This is a genomic window from Faecalibacterium prausnitzii (assembly GCF_003287495.1).
Lineage (GTDB): Bacteria > Bacillota > Clostridia > Oscillospirales > Ruminococcaceae > Faecalibacterium > Faecalibacterium prausnitzii_I.
The window spans coordinates 71,429-91,970 of the sequence record NZ_PRLE01000006.1 but is presented as its reverse complement, the minus strand read 5'-3'; the positions used below and the strand labels follow the sequence as shown (position 1 = coordinate 91,970).

The following is a 20,542-nucleotide window of genomic DNA, read 5'->3' as shown; positions in this document are numbered from 1 at the left end:
TCATGGGAATGACCCTGACGCAGAAAATTCTGGCCGCTCACGCAGGTCTTGCCGAGGTCAAGGCAGGCCAGCTCATCAACGCCAAGCTCGACATCGTGCTGGGCAATGATATCACCACTCCCGTTGCTGTCAACGAGTTTGAAAAGGCCGGGTTCCACAGCGTGTTCGACAAAGAGCACATCGCCATCGTGCTGGATCACTTTGTCCCCAACAAGGACATCAAGAGCGCGCAGCAGTCCAAGCAATGCCGCGAGTTTGCCAATCAGTACGATATCCTCAATTTCTACGATGTGGGCCAGATGGGCGTGGAGCACGCCCTCCTGCCCGAAAAAGGCATCGTGACGGCGGGTGACTGCGTCATCGGCGCCGACAGCCACACCTGCACCTACGGTGCACTGGGTGCGTTCTCCACCGGTGTGGGCTCCACCGATATGGCCGCCGGTATGGCCACCGGCATGGCATGGTTCAAGGTGCCCTCCGCCATCAAGTTCGTCCTCAAGGGCAAGTTCGGTCCCCGCGTCTGCGGCAAGGACCTCATCCTCCACATCATCGGCATGATCGGTGTGGACGGTGCCCTGTATCAGTCCATGGAGTTCACCGGCCCGGGTGTGGCCGCCCTGACCATGGACGACCGCCTGAGCATCTGCAACATGGCCATTGAGGCCGGTGCCAAGAACGGCATCTTCCCCGTGGACGAGGTGACCAAGGCTTACCTCAAGGGACGCAGCCAGCGGGAGCCGGTCTTCTATGAGGCAGACCCCGATGCCGAGTACGAGAAGACCATTGAGATCGACCTCGACACGCTGGAGCCTACTGTCAGCTACCCCCACCTGCCCGAGAATACCCACGTTGCCAGCGAGGGCAAGGACATCAAGATCGATCAGGTGGTCATCGGCAGCTGCACCAATGGCCGTCTGGAGGATATGGAGGCCGCTTATAACATCCTCAAGGGCAAGCACATTGCCAAAGGTGTGCGCGGCATCATCATCCCCGCCACCATGGATGTTTACAAAGAGTGCATCCTCCGCGGCTGGACCACGGCGTTCATTGATGCAGGCTGCATCGTGTCCACCCCCACCTGCGGCCCCTGCCTGGGCGGTTACATGGGCATCCTGGCCGAGGGTGAGCGCTGCGTTTCCACCACCAACCGCAACTTCGTGGGCCGCATGGGCCATGTGAAGAGCGAGGTCTACCTGGCCTCTCCCGCCACCGCTGCTGCCAGCGCTCTGACGGGCTGCATCACCGACCCCCGCACGGTCTGACGAAAGGAGAGTAACTGCCATGAATGCAAACGGTTCTGTTTTCAAATACCCCGATAACGTCGATACGGACGTCATCATCCCTGCCCGCTACCTGAACACCCCCAATGCCCAGGAGCTGGCCACCCACTGCATGGAGGACATCGACAAAGAGTTCATCCACAACGTGAAAGACGGCGACATCATGGTCGGCGGCTGGAACTTTGGCTGCGGCTCCTCCCGCGAGCATGCCCCGCTGGCCATCAAGACGGCGGGTATTTCCGTCGTCATCGCCAAGAGCTTTGCCCGCATCTTCTACCGCAACAGCATCAACATCGGCCTGCCCATCATGGAGTGCCCGGAGGCCGTGGACGCCATCCATGCAGGGGACAATGTGACCGTGGATTTTGACACCGGTGTCATCACCGATGTGACCACCGGCAAGGTCTTCCAGGCCGAGCCGTTCCCGCCGTTCATCCAGAAGATCATCGCCGATGGCGGCCTGATGAAGTCGCTGACGAAGAAGTAAAGGTGCTTCGAGGTTGCACGAAGTAGAACCTATGAAAGAGGTAACAGACGAATGGAGAAAAATATTGCCGTCATCTGGGGCGACTGCTCCAGCCCGGAGATCGTGAAGCAGACCCTCCGCGTTCTCGATCAGGTGGCCGAAAAGTATGGCCATACATTCCACTATACCGACGCTGCCATGGGCGGCGAGGCCATTGACAAGTACGGCGACCCGCTGCCCCGGCACGAGCTGGACAAGTGCCTGGCCGCCGACAGCGTCCTGCTGGGTGCGGTGGGCGGCCCCAAGTGGGAGGGGATGCCCGGCGATCAGCGCCCCGAGAAAGGCCTGCTCCGCCTCCGTGCCGGCATGGGCCTCTACTCCAACCTCCGCCCCGCCAAGATCTGGCCCCAGCTGGCTCCCGCCAGCCCCCTCAAGCCCGAGATCGTGGCACAGGGCATTGATTTCATCATCGTCCGGGAGCTGATCGGCGGCGTGTACTTCGGCGAGCACAAGACCGAGACGCTGGCAAATGGCGAGAAGCAGGCCGTCGATTCGATGCCCTACTCCGAGCACGAGATCGAGCGGATCGGCCGCATCGGCTTTGAGACGGCCCAAAAGCGCAATAAGAAGCTTTGCTGCGTGGATAAGGCCAATGTACTGGACACCAGCCGCCTCTGGCGCTCTGTCATGCACCGCCTGCAGGCGGAGTACCCGGAAGTGGAGTACAGCGAGATGTTCGTGGACAACTGCGCCATGCAGATCGTTAAGAACCCGGCTCAGTTTGACGTCATCGTCACCGAGAACATGTTCGGCGACATCCTTTCGGATGAGGCTTCCATGATCACCGGCTCCATCGGAATGATCCCCTCCTCCTCTCTGGGCGAGGGTACCCGCGGCCTGTATGAGCCCATTCACGGTTCTGCCCCGGACATCGCGGGAAAGGATATCGTCAACCCAACCGCCTGCATCCTGTCTGCCGCTATGATGCTGCGCTACTCCTTTGGCATGGCCGAAGAGGCCGAGGCCATTGAGAACGCCGTTAGCAAGGTGTTGGACAAGGGCCTGCGCACCGCCGACAACATGAGCGATGGCTGCACCTGCCTGGGCTGCACCGCCATGGGCGACGCCATTCTTGCAGAAATTTAAAAAGGGAAAGCAGAAAAGAGTCAGCATCATCGGGGCCCCCCGGCGGTGTTGACTCTTTTCCTGTTGCCGCGTCAAACTGTGAAATATCTTCATTTGACAAAACAATTTTGGTATTCTATACTATTTCCTGTCACACGAAAATTTACAAAAACAGGATAGGAAGTAGTTGTCATGCTGACTCTGGATAAGATCTACCACGCCGCCTTTGTTCTGAAGGACGTTGCACGCAAGACCGACCTCATCGAGGCACCCAAGCTGTCGAAAGACTGCCAGCTCTACCTCAAAACCGAAAACCTGCAGGCTACGGGCAGCTTCAAGGTGCGCGGTGCCTACTATAAAATCAGCCAGCTCTCCAAGGAAGAGGGCGAAAAAGGCGTGATTGCCTGCTCGGCGGGCAACCACGCCCAGGGCGTGGCGCTGGCAGCCACCCGCCGCGGCATCAAGAGCATTGTCTGTATGCCGGATGGTGCCCCCATCATGAAAGTGGAAAACACCAAGAATCTGGGCGCTGAGGTCTGCCTCGTGCCCGGCACCTATGACGACGCCCACGACAAGGCTGTGGAGCTGCAGGCGGAGACGGGCATGACCTTTATCCACCCCTATGACGATGAGCTGGTCATTGCGGGCCAGGGCACCATTGGCCTGGAGATCCTCGACCAGCTGCCGGATGTGGACGCTGTCATTGTCCCGGTGGGCGGAGGCGGCCTGATCTCGGGCGTGGCTTTTGCCATCAAGAGCCTCAAACCGGACGTCAAGGTCTACGGCGTGCAGGCCGAGGGTGCCCCCGGCATGTACCGCTCCCTGCACGAGCACAAGTATCAGACCCTGAATGCAGCCTCCACCTTTGCAGACGGCATTCAGGTCAAGACTCCCGGCGAGCTGACTTACCAGATCTGCGAGGAGTATGTGGACGATATCGTCACGGTGACCGAGGACGAGACCGCTGCTGCCATCCTCTCCCTGATGGAAAACCAGAAGCTGGTGGCCGAGGGTGCCGGCGCGGTGCCGGTGGCTGCTGCCCTGTTCCACAAGCTGCCCATTGAGGGCAAAAAGGTGGTCTGCCTCATCTCGGGCGGCAACATTGACGTGAACATCCTCAACCGTGTCATCACCCGTGGTCTGGTCATGAGTGGCCGCAAGGCCAACCTGACCATCGCCCTGGAGGACAAGCCTGGCCAGCTGGAAAAGGTGGCCGCCATCGTTTCCCGCTGCGGCAGCAACGTGGTGTCCGTCCTCCACGACGGTTCCGACCCTAACATGCCCATCTCCAGCTGCTTCCTCAAGCTGGCTCTTGAGACGCGTGACCACGCACAGATCGAGCAGATTCGTACGGAGCTCACCAAAGAAGGATTCCAGCTGGTGGCCGAGCGAGTATAACGACAAAACCAAAAAAGGAAAAAGGATCAAAACAGCCTGGCTCCCTGTATCACAGCAGGGAGCCAGGCTGTTTTCAGCATTTATGGTCGGAAGCCGTCAGCAGTTGCTGGAACTTCCGGGCCGCCGTATTCAGCGGGCGGTGATGGTCGTAGACGAGGCAGATGGAACGGGTGGGGATGATCTCCTGCAGATGCAGCTGGACGATCTCGCCGCGTTCCAACGGATCTTTGGCCATGGGTTCCGGCACAAAGGCGAGGCCCAGCTCGCTTTTGACCAGCGTGAGCATCTGGTCGGTGGTGGCGGCCTCGGTGTCGGGCTTCAGCAACGCGTCATGCTCCAGGAAGAACTGCCGGTAAAAGCTCCGGGTCATGCTCTCGTCACTCAGGGAGATGAGGGGATAATTGGCCAATTCTTTCAAAGTCAGGTTCTGGCTTGCCAATGCGGTGAACGTCTTGCCGCCCACCAGCACCTCGTAAAACGGTTTCAGCTCCACCATTTTCAAGCCGGACTCGATCTCCGCCGGGGTCGAAATGACCGCAAAATCCACCTCACCGTTTTTCACGGCCTGCACGGCCTGCGGGGTGGAGTGGTTTGAGATGCGCAGCCGGATGCCGGGGTACTCGGTGTGGAACGCCCGCAGCTTTTCAGAGAGATAGATGTTCAGGGCCGTTTCCGTGGCGCTGATGCTGATGGCCCCATGCTCCAGGGTGGCACTGGCACTCAGCTCTTCCTCCGCGTCCTGGATCTGCACTGCCGCCGAGGCAATACGGGAGTAGAGCAGCTCCCCCTCTGGCGTCAGGGTGACGCCCCGGTTGGAGCGGATGAAGAGCACGCAGTTGAGCTGACTTTCCAGCCGGTTCATGGAGTGGGTGATGTTGGGCTGGTTGTTGCCCAGCACACGGGCCGCCTTGGTGAAATTCTGATATTTTGCTACATAGTAAAAGATTTTGTAGTATTCCCAATCCACATACATGGGGAACCCCTCCTCTGCTATACGCAAATTGCATTGCAGCTATGTACAAGATACGTTTTACACATTCTCTGCCTGCTAGTATAATCATACCGCACCCAAAAATCAAGCTGAAATTCCGACCCTGTGCCGGAAACAGATAAAAAGGAGAGCGAAGCATCGTATGCTTACCGCAGTTACTGGCATCAACTGGGGCGATGAGGGCAAGGGCCGCGTCATCGACCTGCTGGCTGAAAACGCTGATATCGTCGCCCGCTATCAGGGCGGCAATAACGCCGGACATACCGTTGTCACCGAGAAAGGCAAGTTCATCCTGAACCTGCTGCCCTCGGGCATCCTCCACCCGGAGGTGACCTGTGTGCTGGGCACCGGCATGGTGGTAGACCTGGACCATCTGGCGGGTGAAATGGCCGCGATCGAGGAGCGGGGTGTGGAGATCAGCCCCAAGAACCTCAAACTTTCGGATAAGGCCACCATCTCCATGCCCTGGCACAAAGTACAGGATGGGCTGGAGGAAGACCGTCTGGCCAAGAATGGCACGGCCTTTGGTTCTACCCGGCGGGGCATTGCCTATGCGTACAGCGACAAATACCGCAAAAAGACCCTGCGTTTGGGCGACCTGCTCCACCTGGACGAGGAGCGCACCCAGAACCGCCTGCACATGATCCTGGACTCCAAGAACATGGAGCTGGCAGGCTGCTATCATCAGGAAAAAATGTCCTACGACGCGCTGTTCCACTGGTGTGAGGAGCAGGCCGCAAAGTTTGCCCCCTACATCTGCGATGTGGGCGCGTTTTTACAGCAGGCCCACGACAGCGGCAAGCGGATCGTGCTGGAGGCCCAGCTGGGCGCCATGCGGGATATTGATTACGGCATCTTCCCGTTCACATCCAGCTCCAACACGCTGGCGGCTTACGCGCCGCTGGGGGCAGGCATCCCCAACTGCAAGCTGGACCATGTGGTGGGCGTGCTGAAAGCCTACTCCACCTGCGTGGGCGCAGGCCCCTTTGCGGCTGAGAACGCCATGGGGGAAGACTGGAACGAACAGCTGCGCAAGGCTGGCGGAGAGTATGGTGCCGCTACCGGCCGTCCCCGCCGGGTGGGCCCCTTTGACTGTGTGGCCAGCCGCTATGGTCTGGCCTGCCAGGGCGCGGATAAGATCGCCCTTACCAAGCTGGACGTGCTGAGCAGCATGAAAGAGATCCCGGTCATCACCGGCTACAAGCTGGACGGGGTAGAAGTCCCCCGCTTCGATACCCTGTCCGACCTGGACTGTGTGGAGCCTGTTGTCACCATGCTGCCCGGCTGGAACCAGGACATCTCCGGCTGCCAGAGCTGGGAGGAGCTGCCCAAGGAAGCAAAGGCCTATGTGGAGTTTTTGGAAAAAGAGCTGGGCCACGAGATCCAGTTCGTCTCCACGGGTGCCGAGCGCGAAAAATTCGTGCTGAAAGGCGAGTGGCTGTAAAGCCAAAAGCTTCACGCAGAGCACAGGAACCGAAAAACGCGGGAGTCTCCAGAAAGGAGCTCCCGCGCTTTTTGGTTCATAAAGAAAAGGGGCAGTTGCAAAATAGCTCCTTAAGCCGCCTGCGGCGTGGCCGTGCTGTCCCGGGTTGCGCTTGCCGATTTTTCTACAGCCCTAGAGCGGGCTTTGAAAAATCGGAGCGTGGCCCCAGCCTCGCTTCCCTGTTTCCGCCACTGGCGGCGGTCAGCTCCGCTGCAAGTCCTCTTATCCGCACTTCACGGCAGTCCTCCCGGTAGACGTTCCTGGACTCCACCAACCACGGGCTAACCAAAGCTCCACTGGGGCTTTGGTTCCGGTGCTGCGCACCGTCGCCCTTTCAAGTCCTCTTATCCGCACTTCACGGTAGTCCTCTTGTTAGACATTCCTAAATCTCTAGGAACCGCGCACTAACCAACAGCCCACTGGGCTGTTGGTTGCCCCGCCTGCGGCGTGGCCGTGCTGTTCAAGTCCTCTTATCCGCACAAAAAGAAAAACTCAGCACATTGTGCTGAGTTTTTCAAGTGCGGATAAGAGGACTTGAACCTCCACCGAGTTGCCCCGATTAGAACCTGAATCTAACGCGTCTGCCAATTCCGCCATATCCGCTTATTTTGTTTTTGTCCGTGAGCCGTTCGGCTCGGAACGTTGATAATTATACCATGGATTCCGGAAATGTCAAGCATTCTTTTCGATTTTTTCTGACAAAATTTCCGGGCGAAATTTTTGCACGTCGGAGGGCACTTTCGGGGCGAAATTTTGCGCAAAGTATGGTACAATAGAGGCTGCCCGTGTGAGCGCAGGCTCCGGCGGGCCAAAAAACAAAGAACGAGGGAATCCGGAATGTTCAACTTCATCATCTTTATTCTGGGTGCGGTGCTCATGTTCTACATGGCGCTGCGCAGCCGGGCCCAGCGGCATAAACTCTGCACCAAAGGGCAGAAAGTTTCCGCCCGGGTGGCGGGGCTGGCCCAGAGCCGGCACGGCGCGGCCTATGTGCTGGAGTTTGAGACGGCAGGCGGCAGCCACCGGCTGCATTACCCCAAAGCCGCCAAAGGCAAGGGCTTTGCCGAGGGCGAGACCGTTACCTTATATTATGATCCCGACGATCTGGAAAAGATGTATGTCGAGGGCGACAAGGCCGTGCTGGGGGCCGAGGTGCTGTACGCCGTGCTGGGCGTGGTGCTGCTGGTGCTGATGGCTGGCTTTGCGCGGCTGTAAGGAGGATACACCATGAAACTGGAACACTTTGGAATGGCCGAGCCCGGCGACTGCCGGGTGGTGTTTACGGCATCGGCTCAGGAGCTGGAAGAGGCCATTGCGGCCGAGCAGGCGGGGGAGAACCCGCCCGCCGACGAGGAAGATTTGATGGCGGCGGCCGTCAACCGGGCCATTTTAACGGGATTTTCCCCGTTGTACGCGGAACTGGTGGAAAACCACAAGCTCCTCCCGGTCACGGACCCGGACTTTGAACTGCTGGCCGTCAACCGGGCCGAGGGATTCCGGGCCGGGGCGCAGTTCTTCTGCGTGCCGCCGCTGGAGCTGGGCCGGTACACCGGCTTTGTGCAGCCCATCCAGCCCCGGCCTCTGCGGGAGCTGACCATTGAATTGGAGATCAACCGTTTCCATGGCGATGAGGATCGTGCCGCCGATGCCGCAGGCAAGCAGGCCCTGCGGGAGCGGGTGACCCGGGAGCTGTACGCCAAGCGCTGTGAGCAGGGCAAAATGCTGGCCGAGCGGGAGCTGGTGGCCCAACTGGGCAATGAGGTCAAGGGCCCGCTGCCCAAGCAATTGGTGGCCGGCAACTACTTTGCCGAGCAGCGGCAGTTCAACCTGCGGATGCAGGCCAACAACATCAATTTTGACCAATACTTAAAAGTGCAGGGCCAGACCGTGGAGGAGTTCCGCCAGCAGCTCCATGCAGACGCCGAGCGGAAGCTCCGCAGCCGGCTGGGCCTGCTGCTGGTAGCAGGGAAAGAACACCTCTGGCCCACCGAGGCCGAGGTGGCCACTGCGCTGGCCGCTTGGGACGTGAAAAAGCAGGGGGAGAAGACGTTCCCCGCCAACGACGCCCGGAAGCTGCGGCAGGGCATGGCCGCCAACCGGGCGGCAAAGTTTGTGGTGGAGCACTCCACCCTGACGCCGCCCCCGGCAGAACCGGTGGTGGAGGAGCTGCCTCGCTGAGCACGGATGCGTTTCGATCTACAAAAGAGCAAAATGAGCCGTCCGAACAGCGGAACGCCTGCCCTGCCCGTTTTGCACGCAAAAAGCCCCCGCCGGAGTTTGTTTTCCGGCGGGGGCTTCCGTATCAGAAAAAATGACAGCAGGGGAGAGGCGTTCAGCCCATGCTGATGCCCATGCGGCGGGCCACGGTGAGCAGCTCGCAGTTATCGGGCACGTTGCGGGTCTTGCCGGCAATATCGGCAAGACGGTTCTCGGTGACATGGCCGTTGAGCATGGCCACGGTCACGCCGTACCGCTCGATCTCCACCAGCTTGGCGGCATAACTGCCAAACTCGGTGGCCAACACACGGTCATAGGCGCTGGGGCTGCCGCCGCGCTGCATGTGGCCCGGGATGCAGACACGGGTCTCCATGCCGGTCTTTTTCTCAATGGCGGCGGCGATGCGGTTGGTGGCGGTGGTGCCGGTCCCGGCTGCCAGCCGCTTTGCCATCCACTCTTTCCGCTTCATCTTGGCTTCCTCGCAATTGTAAGCGCCCTCGGCCACGGCCAGGATGGAGAAGTTGGAGCCCCGCTTTGCCCGGCGCTCCACGGCGTCGCAGACCCGGTCGATGTCGTAGGGTTTCTCGGGGATGAGGATGATGTCCGCACCGCCTGCAATGCCGGAGTAGAGGGTCAGCCAGCCTGCCTTGTTGCCCATGATCTCAATGCACATCACGCGGCTGTGGCTGCCTGCCGTGGTGTGGATGCGGTCGATGACGTCGGTGGCGATGTCCACAGCGGTGTGGAAGCCGAACGTTACGTCGGTGCCGTAGATGTCGTTGTCGATGGTTTTGGGCAGGCCGATGATGTTGAGCCCCTCCTGGGAGAGGAGATTGGCCGTTTTGTGGGTGCCGTTACCGCCCAGGCAGAGCAGGCAGTCGAGGCCGGCTTCCTTATAGGTACGCTTCATGGCGGCCACTTTATCAATGTTGTCGTCTTCCACCACCCGCATCATCTTAAAGGGGGTGCGCTTGGTGCCCAGAATGGTGCCGCCCAGCGTCAGGATGCCCCGGAAATCGTCCTGAGTCATCTCCTTGTATTCCCCGGTGATGAGGCCGTGATAGCCGTTGAGAATGCCCACGATCTGGACATTTTCGCCCATGCGGGCATACAGCGCCTTGGCAACGCCGCGGATGGTGGCGTTCAGGCCCGGGCAGTCGCCGCCGGAGGTCAGGATACCAACACGTTTTTTCATTCTGCAAATCCCTCGTTTCCTCAATTTTACCCGCGCGGGCGGGGCACAAATGCTACTATAAGAATATTCCCCAATGAGGCGGGTGTCAATAGAGGAAAACAAAAAACACGTTGACTCACGAAGAATCAACGTGTTTTTTCAGTCGGAGCAGCGGGATTTGAACCCACGGCCTCCTCGTCCCGAACGAGGCGCGCTACCAACTGCGCTATGCCCCGAAAATACCGCAGCCAATTGACTGCGGTTTGGTTGGGGATGAGAGAATCGAACTCCCACAAGTAGAGTCAGAGTCTACCGCACTACCACTATGCAAATCCCCAATATTCGGTTTTGTCAGGAGCGGTGTCCGCCGCTGACAAGGGATATTATACTATATTGCCCGGTGGTTGTCAACCATTTTTTCGGATTTTTTCGCAGCCCGTTTTCCGGGTGTGGAAATTTGCGCCGGATGGAAAAGTATGTTAGAATAGAGCCACGAATGAACGGGAGGTTTTGCTGATGTTGAAACGCTTGCGCAGGGCGCACCCGGTGGGGTACTGCCTGCTGACGGAAGTGGTGTTCCTTGCCGTGCTGATGGTGGTGCCGGTGCTGCTGGTCCTGCTGCTGGCCCTACTGGGAGTGGACTTGACCCGGGTGGACGATTATTTCCTCAGCGCCATTCAGGAGCTGCTGGGAGCGCTGGTGGCCGTGTTCTTTTTAAAGAAGACCGACAATCTGGGGCTGCTCCGCCGCCGGGGCAGCGGCTTTTTCAATGGCATCCTGGTGGGCATGTTCCCCTTTGCCATGATCTGCTACACCCTCTACGGCAAGCTGCTGTTCGGGATGCCGACCGACCGGCCCCTGCGCACCGGCTGGCAGATCGCGTGGTATTTCATCGGGATGTTCACGGTGGGCGTGGCGGAGGAATTTCTCTTCCGGGGCGTCATCGCCCAGACCCTGCTGGAGCACTTTGGCACCAGCCGTGCGGGCATCTGGAAAGCCTGCCTGCTGTCCGGGCTTTTTTTCGGCGGGGCGCACCTGACCAACATCCTGTCCAGCGCTCCCTTTGGCGTGCTGATGCAGTGCGTGTTTGCGGGCTCGCTGGGCGTGCTGTTTGCGGCCATCTACTTCCGCACGGGCAACCTGTGGGTGCTGGTTTTCCTGCATGGAGCGCAGGACGCCGCCTCTCTGCTGGCGGGCGGCCTGTATGGCACCGAGAATATGTCCACTGCCGTGAGCAGCTACGATTCCACCATGCTGCTTTCCGTGCTGGTCTATCTCATCCCCACTTTCTTCCTCCTCCGCAAAAAGAAGATCGGAGAAGTGGGCCTCTACTTTGGCAAAGACATCCAGTAACAGAGCATAAAAAACGAGGAGCCTTGCGGCTCCTCGTTTTTGCGTATCTGCTTATTCGTCTTATTCGTAATCAATGGGCAGGGTGGGCAGGCCGTTGAGCTCCAGCCCGGCGGTGTGCCCGGCCATGTACTGGTAATATCCTTGAGCGGCGATCATGGCACCGTTGTCCCCGCAGAACTTGAGCTCCGGCAGGTAGACCTTAGCACCCAGCTTCTGGGCCCCATCGTTCACCAGCTGGCGCAGCCGTCCGTTGGCAGCCACGCCGCCCGCCAGACAGACCTGCTTGGCTCCGGTGTCGGCCGCGGCCAGCAGCAGCTTTTCGGCCAGAATGCCTGCAATGCGCTCCTGAAAGCTGGCGGCCAGGTCGGGCACATGGACCTCCGTGCCTTTCATCTGGGCCTGATTCACTTCGTTCAGCACGGCGGTTTTGAGGCCGGAGAAGCTCACGTTGTATTTGCCCTCCACATGGGGCACGGGCAGGCGGTAGGCTTTGGGGTTGCCGGTCTTGGCGGCGTTGGCCACGCTGGGGCCGCCGGGGTAGGGCAGGCCCAGCGTCCGGGCCACCTTGTCAAAGGCTTCGCCGGCCGCGTCGTCCACAGTGTGGCCCAGAATGTGGTAGTGGGTGTAGTCCAGCACTTCCACAATGTGGCTGTGGCCGCCGGAGGCCACGAGGCAGAGGAACGGCGGCTTGAGCTCCGGGTGGGTGAGGTAAAGGGCTGCAATGTGCCCCCGCAGGTGATGCACGGGCACCAGCGGTTTGCCCGCCGAGTAGGCCAGCCCCTTGGCAAAGTTGACGCCCACCAGCACCGCGCCGATGAGGCCGGGTGCAAAGGTGACGGCCACAGCGTCCACGTCGTCGATGGTCTTACCGGCGTCCAGCAGGGCCTTTTTGACGGTGGCGCTGATGAACTCGCAGTGGCGGCGGCTGGCGATCTCGGGCACAACGCCGCCGTAGAGCGCCTGTTCTTTCACACTGGTGGAGATGACGTTGCTCAGCAGATGCCGCCCGTCCTCCACGAGGGATGCGGCGGTCTCGTCGCAGGTGGATTCGATTCCTAATACGATCATAACAGTTTAATGGGCCTCCAGCCAGTTTTTGCCCTCATGCACCTCGGTGCTCAGGGGCACAGCATAGTGTACACAGCCCTCCATCTCTTCCCGCAGGATGGAGGCTGCCTTGGCCGCCTCGGCCTCCGGCGCTTCCACGATGAGCTCATCGTGGACGGTCAGGATGAGGCGGCTCTCCATTTTTTCGTCCCGCAGCCGCCGCCAGACCCGCACCATGGCCAGCTTGATGACGTCGGCAGCGGTGCCCTGGATGGGGGTGTTGCGGGCCATCCGCTCGCCGCTGGCCCGGATGTTCCGGTTGGAGCTGCTCAGCTCCGGCAGGGCGCGGCGGCGGCCGAACAGGGTGGAAACATAGCCGCAGTCCTTGGCGTCGGCAATGGTCTTTTCCATGTAGCCGTCCACTTTGGGAAACGCGGCCAGATAGTTTTTGAGGAACGCGTCAGCCTCTTTCACCGAGACACCGATGTCCTTGGAAAGGCTGTAGGCCCCCTTGCCGTACATGATGCCAAAGTTGATGGCCTTGGCGGAGGAGCGCAGCCGGGGCGTTACCTCGCTCTGGGGGATGCCGTAAATTTTGGCGGCGGTGCTGCGGTGGATATCCTCCCCGCTGCGGAACGCGTTCTGCATGTGCTCGTCGCCGGTGACATGGGCCAGGATACGCAGCTCGATCTGGCTGTAATCGGCGTCCACCAGCACGCAGCCCGGCTTTGCAATAAAGTAGGCCCGCAGCTGGCTGCCCAGCTCGGTGCGGATGGGGATGTTCTGCAGGTTGGGGTTATCGGAGGAGAGGCGGCCGGTGCGGGCCTCGGTCTGGTTGAACCGGGTGTGGATGCGGCCATCCTCGCCGATGACTTTCAGCAGACCCTCCACATAGGTGGAGTTCAGCTTCTGGTAGGCACGGTATTGTAAAATGTCTTCCACCAGCGGGTAATCCCGCAGTGCTTCCAGCGTCTCGGCGTCCGTGGACCAGCCACGCTGGGTCTTTTTGCCGTGGGGCAGGCCCAGGGTATCAAAGAGCATCTCGCCCAGCTGCTTTGGGCTGTTGGGGTTGAAACTGGTGCTGCCGGTCTCCATCTGGATGCGGCCCAGCACCTGGGCCAGCTCGGTGCGCATCCGGACGCCAAACTCCTCAATGCCGCCTTTGTCCACCAGAATGCCGGTGCGGGTCATATCGGCCAGCACCTGGGCCAGCGGGAACTCGATGTCATGGTACAGGTCGTCCTCGCCGCAGGCCGTGATCTCGGCTTTCATCCTGGCAAACAGATCCGCCAGGGATCCGGCATCCGGCCACTCCTCGCAGGTGAACGCTGCCTTGGCGCGGTAGCTCACGGCCAGCTCCGAGATCTGATACTTGGAGGCCGAGGCGTCCAGCAGATAGGCGGCCAGCTTGCCGTCCCAGACGATGCTGCTGCCCCAGCCACCGGCCGCCATGGCCTTGGCGTAGAGGGGGGCGGAGTAGAAGACGTCCAGCGTCACGGCGGGGTCATCCAGCAGGCGGACCAGCTCGTCGTCGCTCAGGGGGTAAACGGTCCTGTCCTGCACGGCGTACCAGGCCTCCGGCTGGACGATGACATTTTTGGCGCCCTGTTTGCCCATCACGGCGGGGCGGGCGGCCACCAGATAATGCCCGGCGGGGGTCAGGGGCAGAATGCCGATCTCGGCTTCTTCCGTGGGCACTTCCTCGGGGGCCGTGGCCGGAGCCACGTTGTCCAGCCCGAACCGGGGGATGAGGGAGTGGATCTCCAGCTCCTGCAGCAGCCGCACGGCCTCGGCCTTGTTGCCCTCGCCCACTTTATAGGCACCCTCAGCCGTCTCAATGGGGGCGTCGGTGCGGATGGTGCCCAACACATGGCTCAGCTCGGCATCTGCCTTGCACTCCAAGAGATGCTCCCGCTGCTTGGGCTTGATGACGGGGTCGTCGATGTGGGCGTAAACATTTTCCAGCGTGCCGAATTTCTGCACCAGGTTCAGGGCTGTTTTTTCCCCGATGCCCCGCACGCCGGGGATGTTATCGGAGGTGTCGCCCATCAGGCTCTTCACCTCGATGAGCTGTTTGGGCTCAATGCCGTATTTCTCGTGGATGGCGTCCACATCCATGGGGATGGTCTTGCTCCGGCCCATGGCGGTGGCGGCCAGCAGTACGGTGGTGCTCTCGCTCACCAGCTGCAGGCTGTCGCGGTCTCCGGTGGCCAGGTAGCAGTCGTCCTTGCGGGCGTCGCAGGCAGCAGCCAGGGTGCCCAGAATGTCGTCGGCCTCCCAGCCCTCGGCCGTCACGGCGCGGTAGCCCAGGTCGGCCAGAAGCTCTTTCAGCACCGGCATCTGCTGGGCCAGCTCTTCGGGCATCCCGTGGCGGGTGGCCTTGTAGCCGTCATACATCTTGTGGCGGAACGTGGGGGCCCGCAGGTCGAACGCCACGGCCACCTCGTCGGGGTCGCACTCCTTGAGCAGGGAGAGCAGGATATTCAAAAAGCCATAAATGGCGTTGGTATAGCGGCCGTCCTTGGTGGTCAGCAGCTTGATGCCAAAAAACGCACGGTTGGCAATGCTGTTGCCGTCAATGACCAGTAAACGCATCGTTTCTTATCCTCCATTCCAAATTTTCACACCTTATAGTATAGCACAAAACCCGCCCAAAGAAAATCACCGGGAGGCAATTGCTTCCCGGTGATTTTGGGAGAAGACTCAGCTCTCCTCCATGCGGATGGCGCTGACGGGGCAGGCCTGGGCGGCATCCACGGCGGCGGGCACTTCCTCGCCGGGGATCTCGCCCACCAGCGCCACGGCCAGTGTGCCCTCCATCGTGAACACGGCGGGGCAGATGCCCGCGCACTGGGTGCAGCCGATGCACAGGTCAGGGTCTACGAATGCTCTCATAAAACCAATCCTCCTTTGGATGGCTTTATTTTCCCCGTTTCGCAGGGAAATATGCTGGGCTTTTTGTGCGCGGTGTGGTACAATAACTTTTACGGACGACAGGAGGACAAACCATGAACATTCAGATCTTCGGCACCACCAAGTGCTTTGATACCAAAAAAGCCCAGCGGTACTTCAAGGAGCGGGGCATCAAGTTCCAGATGATCGACCTGAAAGAAAAAGGCATGAGCCGGGGCGAGTTTGACAATGTGGCCCGGGCCCTGGGCGGCTGGGAAAAGATGGTGAACCCCAACGCGAAAGACAAGCAGACGCTGGCGCTGCTGGACGCTCTCATCGACTGGCAGAAAGAGGATAAGCTGTTTGAAAATCAGCAGCTGCTGCTCACGCCCATTGTGCGCGACGGGCGTAAGGCCACCGTGGGCTACCAGCCCGATGTCTGGAAGACCTGGGAATAACCACGCGCTTTCACAAAAAATCCACGGCCCGGGTTTTGCACCTGCGGGCAGATTGTGGTATACTGTGGAGTGCAGAAAACTTACATTCTTGGAGACGATACCCTATGAAAAATTATATGACCCCGGAAGAGCACGCCCGGCTGCACCGCCGCCGTGCCCGGCAGGCCCTTGGGCTGCTGGTGGCGGTACTGGTGCTGATCGGCGCGGTGACGGTGCTGCGCTCCGGCGTGCGTGCCGTGGCAAAGCTGTTTGACGATACGGCCCAGAAAGAAGAATATGAAGATAAGCTGGAGGGCCTTGTCCTGTTTGACCCGCTCCCCTTTGACGGCATTGAAAATATCGACGACCTGACCCTGCGGGAGGCGGCTGTCTGGGGCTGTGTGTATAACATCCAGGAGACCCAGGGCAATTTTGACCACTACAACACCGACCCGGATACCGAGCAGTTGCTGATCCCCTCGGTGGATGTGGACGCCTACCTGGCAAAGCTGGTGGGCCCCAGCTTCAAGATGACCCACAAGAGCTTTGAGATGGACGACATGACCATCGAGTTCGACGAGACCACCCAGTGCTACAAGATCCCGGTCACGGGCAGCGTGGGCAGCTACCGCGCCACCGTGACAAAGCTCTTCAAAAAGGGCGGCAAGCTCCACGTCACGGTGGGCTACATCCCCACCCAGAGCGCGGACGACAGCATCCTGAACGCCTCGTCTGACACGCCCACCAAGTATATGGATTATCTCTTCACCCGCCAGAGCGGCAGCTGGTATCTCACCGGCCTGACCGACAGCGAGACGAAGCCGGAGTCCTCCGCCGAGAGCTCCCCGGCCAGCGCCTCGGCGCAGATGGAGGAGCATGAAGTGCAGGACGCCATTCTGGCCAGCACGGCGGATTCCGCGTCCGCCGTGGCCGACAGCGCCAGCGCCGCGGAGGAGCCTGCCGCTCAGAGTGTGGAAGCAGACGCTGCTTCGGGAAACGAGGCGGCTTCCGGGGAGGCCGGTGCGGACAGTGCTGAGGCAGATGCAGGCAGCGCCAGCGCGGCGGCGTAAGTCATAAGGAAAAGAATCGAGTTTGATCCAGGCAGAAGCTTTCCCCAAAGGCTTCTGCCTTTATTTTTGCTTAAAATTTTTGCTTAAAATTGTATTGTGCTCTTGACACAGCTTGAAAAATGAGTATTATTGTATTAGACGCTTAATACAGCAACACAAGGAGATGATCCCATGGCCGAACAGTTTGACTCCAGCCGCCCCATTTATGCTCAGCTGGTGGAACGGCTCAAGGCAAAAATTTTAGCAGGTATTTACCCACCCGGCGGGCATCTGGACTCGGTGCGCGACCTTGCCGCCGCCGCCGGGGTCAACCCCAACACCATGCAGCGGGCGCTTGCCCAGCTGGAGAACGAGGGCCTGGTGCGCACCGAGCGCACCGCGGGCCGTTATGTGACGGAGGATAGAGCGTTGATCGAACAATTGCGTGCCGAGGCGGCCCGGAACCTGACCGCCGAATTTCTGGAGAAGATGCGCGGCATTGGCTACGGCCCGGAACAGGCTGCCGTCCTGCTGGAGCGCTGGAATGAGAAGGAGGAAACAAACCATGACTGAGCTTTTGAACTGCACCGGCCTGAGCAAGGCCTACGGCAAAAAACGGGCGCTGGATCATGTGGACCTGCACCTGGAGCCGGGAAAGATCATCGGCCTGCTGGGGCCCAACGGCAGCGGAAAGACTACCCTGATGAAGCTGGCCAACGGTCTGCTGCAGCCTACGGAGGGCAGCATTACCATTGCGGGCAGTGTGCCCGGCCCGGCCACGAAAGAGATCGTTTCTTACCTGCCGGACGCCGCCTGGCTGCCGGACTGGATGCGTGTGGAGCAGCTGGTGGAAATGTTCCACGATTTCTACGCCGATTTTGATCCCGCCAGGGCGGGCGAGATGCTGGCCAAGTTGGAGCTGGACCCCAAGGCCCCACTCAAGACCCTCTCCAAGGGTAACAAGGAAAAAGTGCAGCTGATCCTGGCCATGAGCCGCGCGGCAAAGCTCTATTTGCTGGACGAACCCATTGGCGGTGTGGACCCGGCGGCGCGGGATTACATCCTGCACACCATTCTCTCCAACTACAGCGAGGACGCCACCGTGGTCATCTCCACTCACCTGATCGGGGACATTGAGCCGGTGCTGGACGAGGCCATCTTCCTGAAAGAGGGAAAGATCTTTGCCCACCGCACCGTGGATGAGATCCGGGAGACGGAAGGCATGAGTGTGGATGAGTATTTCCGGGAGGGATTCAAATGCTGAAAAATTTACTGAAGTATGAGTTCCGGGCCACGGCCCGTACCTACGGCGGCATCTATCTGGCCCTGCTGGCCGCGGCAGGTCTCATCGGCTTCTCGTTACGGGGGGATAGAGCCGCTGCCCAGAGCCATATCTTTGAAATTGGCGTGACGATCTACAGCCTGCTGGTCATGGCGCTCGTCATCGTCACCATTGTCACGGTGATCCAGCGCTTTACCAAAAATCTGCTGGGCCGGGAGGGCTACCTGATGCACACCCTGCCCGTGACGGAGGCCCAGCTGGTGGGTTCCAAGCTGATCTCCAGCGCGGTCTGGCTGCTGGCCAGCGCCGTGGTGGGTGTGGTTTCCCTCGTCGTCATGTTCTGTGTGGGAGCGGACTTCACCCAGCTGGACTTCAGCAATCTTTGGGATGATTGGGCAGCCCTGCGGACGAGCTTTGAGGGAGATCTGCTGGCGATCCTGCTCTGGACGGCCCTCCTGTGCTATGCCCGGATGCTCTGCACGATGCTGTGCATCTATGCCGCCTGCATGGTGGGCCATCTGTTCCGGGCCCACAACGGCGTGGCCAGCGTGGGCGCGTTCTTTTTGATGAGCTGGGGACAGGGCCGGGTGGAAAACCTGCTGAATGCAGGCGGCTTTGTCCGCATCCTCATGGGCTCTGCCGGTGACACCATCGTGAGCGAGGCGGCGAACCACAGCACGTTGATCTTCTTTGCGGCTTCGTTTGCCATCACGGCGGTGTTTGGCGCGGTGTATTTCATCCTCACCTGTTGGCTGATGAAAAATAAGCTCAATCTTGAATGAGGAAACGTGAAAAATTCTGTGGACAAATTTTTGCAAAAAAGAAAATTTCCCTCTTGACTTTACGCAGATAAAGTGTATAATGCAATCAAACCAATGAGGCGGAAGAGAACCTGCACAGCGCGTCTGCAGTGAGCCCGGACAGTGAAAACGGGCGAGAGCGGGGCAGAGATTCGTGGGCCGCCGAGGGCCGGGCAAAAAGGCAGAAATGCCGCAGTAGCTTGGGACGGAAGCCTCCGTTACAGGGCAGGGGAGTGTTGGCTCTCCGTTGAGGGGCTCTTGCCGTTTCCAATCTGGGAAATGAGCAGGGCAAGCAAGGTGGCACCGCAGAATCGAATTTTACCGATCCTGTCCTTGTGGATAACACACAGGGACGGGGTCGTTTTCTTTTACCCCGTTCCGCAAGTGGAGCGGGTTTTTATTTATCATTTGGGCCGCCCGCTCCAGGGAAAGGAGTACCGCTATGAAAACCATGAATAGGATCTCTCGCCGCAGCTTCCTGAAAGCAGCTTCCGCTGCCGCTGTTGTCTCCGCACTGGGCCTGACGGGCTGCGGCTCGTCCGCAAGCAGCACCGCTTCCAGTGCCGCTGCTTCCAGTGTGGCATCTTCTGCCGCTGCCAGCGAGGCCGCCGCAGGCCAGACCTTTAAAGTGGGCATCGTCAACTACGTGGATCATGCTTCCCTGAACCAGATCGTTGCGTCGGTGGAGAGCCGCCTGGACGAAGTGGCCAAGGAGAAAGGTGTCACCTTTGATTACGCCGATTACTACGCCAACGCACAGGCCGATCAGACCAACCTGAACCAGATCGGTGCCGACCTCGTGGCCGATGGCGTGGATGTCATCGTGGCCGTTGCCACCCCCACCGCCGCCACCATGCTGGCCGCTGTGGAAGACACCGATATCCCGGTGGTCTACTCCGCCGTTACCGACCCGGCCGCAGCCGGCTTTGACACCGAGCCCAACATCACCGGTACCTCCGATGCCCTGAACACGGACGCCATTATGAACCTGATCCTGGCCGTCAACCCGGACATCGACACCATCGGCCTGCTGTACGACCTGAGCCAGGATGCCTCCACCCAGGCCATTGCCGACGCCAAGGCATTCTGCGACGAAAAGGGCATCAAGTACATTGAAAAGAACGGCACCACCACCGCCGAGGTCCAGATGGCTGCCGAGGCCCTCATTGCTTCCGGCGTCAAGGCCGTCTTCACCCCCACGGACAACACCGTGATGACCGCGGAGCTCTCCATCTATGAGACCTTTGCCGAGGCAGGCGTCCAGCACTATACCGGTGCCGACAGCTTCGCGCTGAACGGCGCGTTCGTGGGCTATGGCGTCGATTACGTCCAGCTGGGTGAGGCCACCGCCGATATGGTGGTGGAGCTGCTCTGCGATGGCAAGACCCCCGCTGACCTGCCGTTCCAGACCTTTGACAACGGCATTGCCACCATCAACACCGAGACCTGCGCCGCCCTCGGCCTCTCCCTCGACACCGTGAAAGAGGCGTTCAAGCCCTACTGCACCGAGGTCGTGGAAGTGGAGACGGCAGAGAATTTCTAAAAACA

The 20,542-nt window shown here is 60.0% G+C and carries 19 protein-coding genes and 3 tRNA genes; 14 read left to right on the top strand and 8 right to left on the bottom strand.

What is annotated here, in order from left to right:
- The first annotated feature begins 2 nt into the window (after positions 1 to 2).
- The 4 genes from leuC to ilvA all read left to right on the top strand — a co-directional run bounded on the left by leuC (position 3) and on the right by ilvA (position 4,269).
- Positions 3 to 1,262, top strand: coding sequence for a 3-isopropylmalate dehydratase large subunit (gene leuC, locus C4N22_RS10925; protein WP_112148992.1), 1,260 nt, complete (start codon positions 3 to 5; stop codon positions 1,260 to 1,262).
- Between the two features lie 19 nt (positions 1,263 to 1,281).
- A complete protein-coding gene (leuD, locus tag C4N22_RS10920) occupies positions 1,282 to 1,767 on the top strand; it encodes a 3-isopropylmalate dehydratase small subunit (protein ID WP_112116369.1) in 486 nt (161 codons plus the stop codon).
- Positions 1,768 to 1,818: 51 nt separating this feature from the next.
- Positions 1,819 to 2,892 (top strand): 3-isopropylmalate dehydrogenase, encoded by a 1,074-nt coding sequence (gene leuB, locus C4N22_RS10915; protein ID WP_112148991.1) that lies wholly within the window; start codon positions 1,819 to 1,821, stop codon positions 2,890 to 2,892.
- A 171-nt stretch (positions 2,893 to 3,063) separates the two neighbouring features.
- Entirely contained in the window at positions 3,064 to 4,269 is a 1,206-nt protein-coding gene (gene ilvA, locus C4N22_RS10910; RefSeq protein ID WP_112148990.1) for a threonine ammonia-lyase, read from the top strand.
- Between the two features lie 73 nt (positions 4,270 to 4,342).
- Here the strand turns inward: ilvA and C4N22_RS10905 are convergent, their stop codons facing one another.
- Complete coding sequence (locus C4N22_RS10905; RefSeq protein WP_112148989.1) at positions 4,343 to 5,242, bottom strand: LysR family transcriptional regulator; 900 nt, start codon at positions 5,240 to 5,242, stop codon at positions 4,343 to 4,345.
- A 160-nt stretch (positions 5,243 to 5,402) separates the two neighbouring features.
- On the opposite strand from C4N22_RS10905, the gene C4N22_RS10900 reads away from it, so the two are divergent.
- Positions 5,403 to 6,704 (top strand): adenylosuccinate synthase, encoded by a 1,302-nt coding sequence (locus C4N22_RS10900; protein ID WP_112148988.1) that lies wholly within the window; start codon positions 5,403 to 5,405, stop codon positions 6,702 to 6,704.
- A gap of 558 nt (positions 6,705 to 7,262) precedes the next feature.
- Here the strand turns inward: C4N22_RS10900 and C4N22_RS10895 are convergent.
- Positions 7,263 to 7,346, bottom strand: a tRNA-Leu gene (locus C4N22_RS10895).
- A 234-nt stretch (positions 7,347 to 7,580) separates the two neighbouring features.
- Here C4N22_RS10895 and C4N22_RS10890 point away from each other — a divergent pair.
- On the top strand, positions 7,581 to 7,958 hold the full coding sequence (locus tag C4N22_RS10890; RefSeq protein ID WP_022257444.1) for a DUF3592 domain-containing protein: 378 nt from the start codon (positions 7,581 to 7,583) through the stop codon (positions 7,956 to 7,958).
- 12 nt (positions 7,959 to 7,970) lie between these two features.
- Positions 7,971 to 8,921: an FKBP-type peptidylprolyl isomerase gene (locus C4N22_RS10885; RefSeq protein ID WP_112148987.1), complete on the top strand. Its 951-nt coding sequence runs from the start codon at positions 7,971 to 7,973 to the stop codon at positions 8,919 to 8,921.
- Positions 8,922 to 9,075: 154 nt separating this feature from the next.
- Here C4N22_RS10885 and C4N22_RS10880 read toward each other — a convergent pair whose 3' ends face one another.
- The 3 genes from C4N22_RS10880 to C4N22_RS10870 form a co-directional block, all read right to left on the bottom strand.
- Positions 9,076 to 10,155, bottom strand: coding sequence for a 6-phosphofructokinase (locus C4N22_RS10880; protein ID WP_112148986.1), 1,080 nt, complete (start codon positions 10,153 to 10,155; stop codon positions 9,076 to 9,078).
- A 142-nt stretch (positions 10,156 to 10,297) separates the two neighbouring features.
- A tRNA-Pro gene (locus C4N22_RS10875) sits at positions 10,298 to 10,370 on the bottom strand.
- Positions 10,371 to 10,398: 28 nt separating this feature from the next.
- A tRNA-Gln gene (locus tag C4N22_RS10870) sits at positions 10,399 to 10,472 on the bottom strand.
- A gap of 178 nt (positions 10,473 to 10,650) precedes the next feature.
- Between C4N22_RS10870 and C4N22_RS10865 the strand changes: the two genes are divergently transcribed.
- Positions 10,651 to 11,487, top strand: a complete 837-nt coding sequence (locus C4N22_RS10865) for a CPBP family intramembrane glutamic endopeptidase (protein ID WP_112148985.1) — start codon at positions 10,651 to 10,653, stop codon at positions 11,485 to 11,487.
- Positions 11,488 to 11,547: 60 nt separating this feature from the next.
- Here C4N22_RS10865 and tsaD read toward each other — a convergent pair whose 3' ends face one another.
- From tsaD to C4N22_RS10850, 3 genes are all read right to left on the bottom strand, one after another.
- Positions 11,548 to 12,555: a tRNA (adenosine(37)-N6)-threonylcarbamoyltransferase complex transferase subunit TsaD gene (gene tsaD / locus C4N22_RS10860; protein WP_022257448.1), complete on the bottom strand. Its 1,008-nt coding sequence runs from the start codon at positions 12,553 to 12,555 to the stop codon at positions 11,548 to 11,550.
- Positions 12,556 to 12,561: 6 nt separating this feature from the next.
- Positions 12,562 to 15,129, bottom strand: coding sequence for a DNA polymerase I (gene polA / locus C4N22_RS10855; protein ID WP_112148984.1), 2,568 nt, complete (start codon positions 15,127 to 15,129; stop codon positions 12,562 to 12,564).
- Between the two features lie 108 nt (positions 15,130 to 15,237).
- The gene (locus C4N22_RS10850; protein WP_022257450.1) at positions 15,238 to 15,429 is read right to left on the bottom strand and encodes a ferredoxin; all 192 of its coding nucleotides are present in this window, start codon (positions 15,427 to 15,429) and stop codon (positions 15,238 to 15,240) included.
- A gap of 113 nt (positions 15,430 to 15,542) precedes the next feature.
- On the opposite strand from C4N22_RS10850, the gene C4N22_RS10845 reads away from it, so the two are divergent.
- The 6 genes from C4N22_RS10845 to C4N22_RS10815 all read left to right on the top strand — a co-directional run bounded on the left by C4N22_RS10845 (position 15,543) and on the right by C4N22_RS10815 (position 20,537).
- Positions 15,543 to 15,884, top strand: a complete 342-nt coding sequence (locus C4N22_RS10845) for an arsenate reductase family protein (protein WP_112116342.1) — start codon at positions 15,543 to 15,545, stop codon at positions 15,882 to 15,884.
- Positions 15,885 to 15,988: 104 nt separating this feature from the next.
- On the top strand, positions 15,989 to 16,933 hold the full coding sequence (locus C4N22_RS10840; RefSeq protein WP_112148983.1) for an Ice-structuring protein: 945 nt from the start codon (positions 15,989 to 15,991) through the stop codon (positions 16,931 to 16,933).
- Positions 16,934 to 17,104: 171 nt separating this feature from the next.
- On the top strand, positions 17,105 to 17,485 hold the full coding sequence (locus tag C4N22_RS10835) for a GntR family transcriptional regulator (protein WP_112148982.1): 381 nt from the start codon (positions 17,105 to 17,107) through the stop codon (positions 17,483 to 17,485).
- Positions 17,478 to 18,176 carry an ABC transporter ATP-binding protein gene (locus C4N22_RS10830; protein WP_022257454.1) on the top strand — a complete coding sequence of 233 codons (699 nt, stop codon included), beginning with the start codon at positions 17,478 to 17,480 and terminating at the stop codon, positions 18,174 to 18,176. The genes C4N22_RS10835 and C4N22_RS10830 overlap by 8 nt, the downstream gene beginning before the upstream one ends.
- Positions 18,170 to 18,976 (top strand): ABC-2 transporter permease, encoded by an 807-nt coding sequence (locus C4N22_RS10825; protein ID WP_112148981.1) that lies wholly within the window; start codon positions 18,170 to 18,172, stop codon positions 18,974 to 18,976. The genes C4N22_RS10830 and C4N22_RS10825 overlap by 7 nt, the downstream gene beginning before the upstream one ends.
- A gap of 460 nt (positions 18,977 to 19,436) precedes the next feature.
- Positions 19,437 to 20,537: an ABC transporter substrate-binding protein gene (locus C4N22_RS10815; protein ID WP_112116334.1), complete on the top strand. Its 1,101-nt coding sequence runs from the start codon at positions 19,437 to 19,439 to the stop codon at positions 20,535 to 20,537.
- Positions 20,538 to 20,542 lie beyond the last annotated feature (5 nt).

What these genes read in the sequence shown, in the direction of transcription:
- C4N22_RS10850 (WP_022257450.1), bottom strand. Translation starts at nt 15,429, where the DNA reads ATGAGAGCATTCGTAGACCCTGACCTGTGCATCGGCTGCACCCAGTGC.
- C4N22_RS10900 (WP_112148988.1), top strand. Translation starts at nt 5,403, where the DNA reads ATGCTTACCGCAGTTACTGGCATCAACTGGGGCGATGAGGGCAAGGGC.
- tsaD (WP_022257448.1), bottom strand. Translation starts at nt 12,555, where the DNA reads ATGATCGTATTAGGAATCGAATCCACCTGCGACGAGACCGCCGCATCC.
- polA (WP_112148984.1), bottom strand. Translation starts at nt 15,129, where the DNA reads ATGCGTTTACTGGTCATTGACGGCAACAGCATTGCCAACCGTGCGTTT.
- C4N22_RS10845 (WP_112116342.1), top strand. Translation starts at nt 15,543, where the DNA reads ATGAACATTCAGATCTTCGGCACCACCAAGTGCTTTGATACCAAAAAA.
- C4N22_RS10865 (WP_112148985.1), top strand. Translation starts at nt 10,651, where the DNA reads ATGTTGAAACGCTTGCGCAGGGCGCACCCGGTGGGGTACTGCCTGCTG.
- leuD (WP_112116369.1), top strand. Translation starts at nt 1,282, where the DNA reads ATGAATGCAAACGGTTCTGTTTTCAAATACCCCGATAACGTCGATACG.
- C4N22_RS10835 (WP_112148982.1), top strand. Translation starts at nt 17,105, where the DNA reads ATGGCCGAACAGTTTGACTCCAGCCGCCCCATTTATGCTCAGCTGGTG.
- ilvA (WP_112148990.1), top strand. Translation starts at nt 3,064, where the DNA reads ATGCTGACTCTGGATAAGATCTACCACGCCGCCTTTGTTCTGAAGGAC.
- C4N22_RS10815 (WP_112116334.1), top strand. Translation starts at nt 19,437, where the DNA reads ATGAAAACCATGAATAGGATCTCTCGCCGCAGCTTCCTGAAAGCAGCT.
- leuB (WP_112148991.1), top strand. Translation starts at nt 1,819, where the DNA reads ATGGAGAAAAATATTGCCGTCATCTGGGGCGACTGCTCCAGCCCGGAG.
- C4N22_RS10885 (WP_112148987.1), top strand. Translation starts at nt 7,971, where the DNA reads ATGAAACTGGAACACTTTGGAATGGCCGAGCCCGGCGACTGCCGGGTG.
- C4N22_RS10905 (WP_112148989.1), bottom strand. Translation starts at nt 5,242, where the DNA reads ATGTATGTGGATTGGGAATACTACAAAATCTTTTACTATGTAGCAAAA.
- C4N22_RS10880 (WP_112148986.1), bottom strand. Translation starts at nt 10,155, where the DNA reads ATGAAAAAACGTGTTGGTATCCTGACCTCCGGCGGCGACTGCCCGGGC.
- leuC (WP_112148992.1), top strand. Translation starts at nt 3, where the DNA reads ATGGGAATGACCCTGACGCAGAAAATTCTGGCCGCTCACGCAGGTCTT.
- C4N22_RS10890 (WP_022257444.1), top strand. Translation starts at nt 7,581, where the DNA reads ATGTTCAACTTCATCATCTTTATTCTGGGTGCGGTGCTCATGTTCTAC.
- C4N22_RS10830 (WP_022257454.1), top strand. Translation starts at nt 17,478, where the DNA reads ATGACTGAGCTTTTGAACTGCACCGGCCTGAGCAAGGCCTACGGCAAA.
- C4N22_RS10840 (WP_112148983.1), top strand. Translation starts at nt 15,989, where the DNA reads ATGAAAAATTATATGACCCCGGAAGAGCACGCCCGGCTGCACCGCCGC.
- C4N22_RS10825 (WP_112148981.1), top strand. Translation starts at nt 18,170, where the DNA reads ATGCTGAAAAATTTACTGAAGTATGAGTTCCGGGCCACGGCCCGTACC.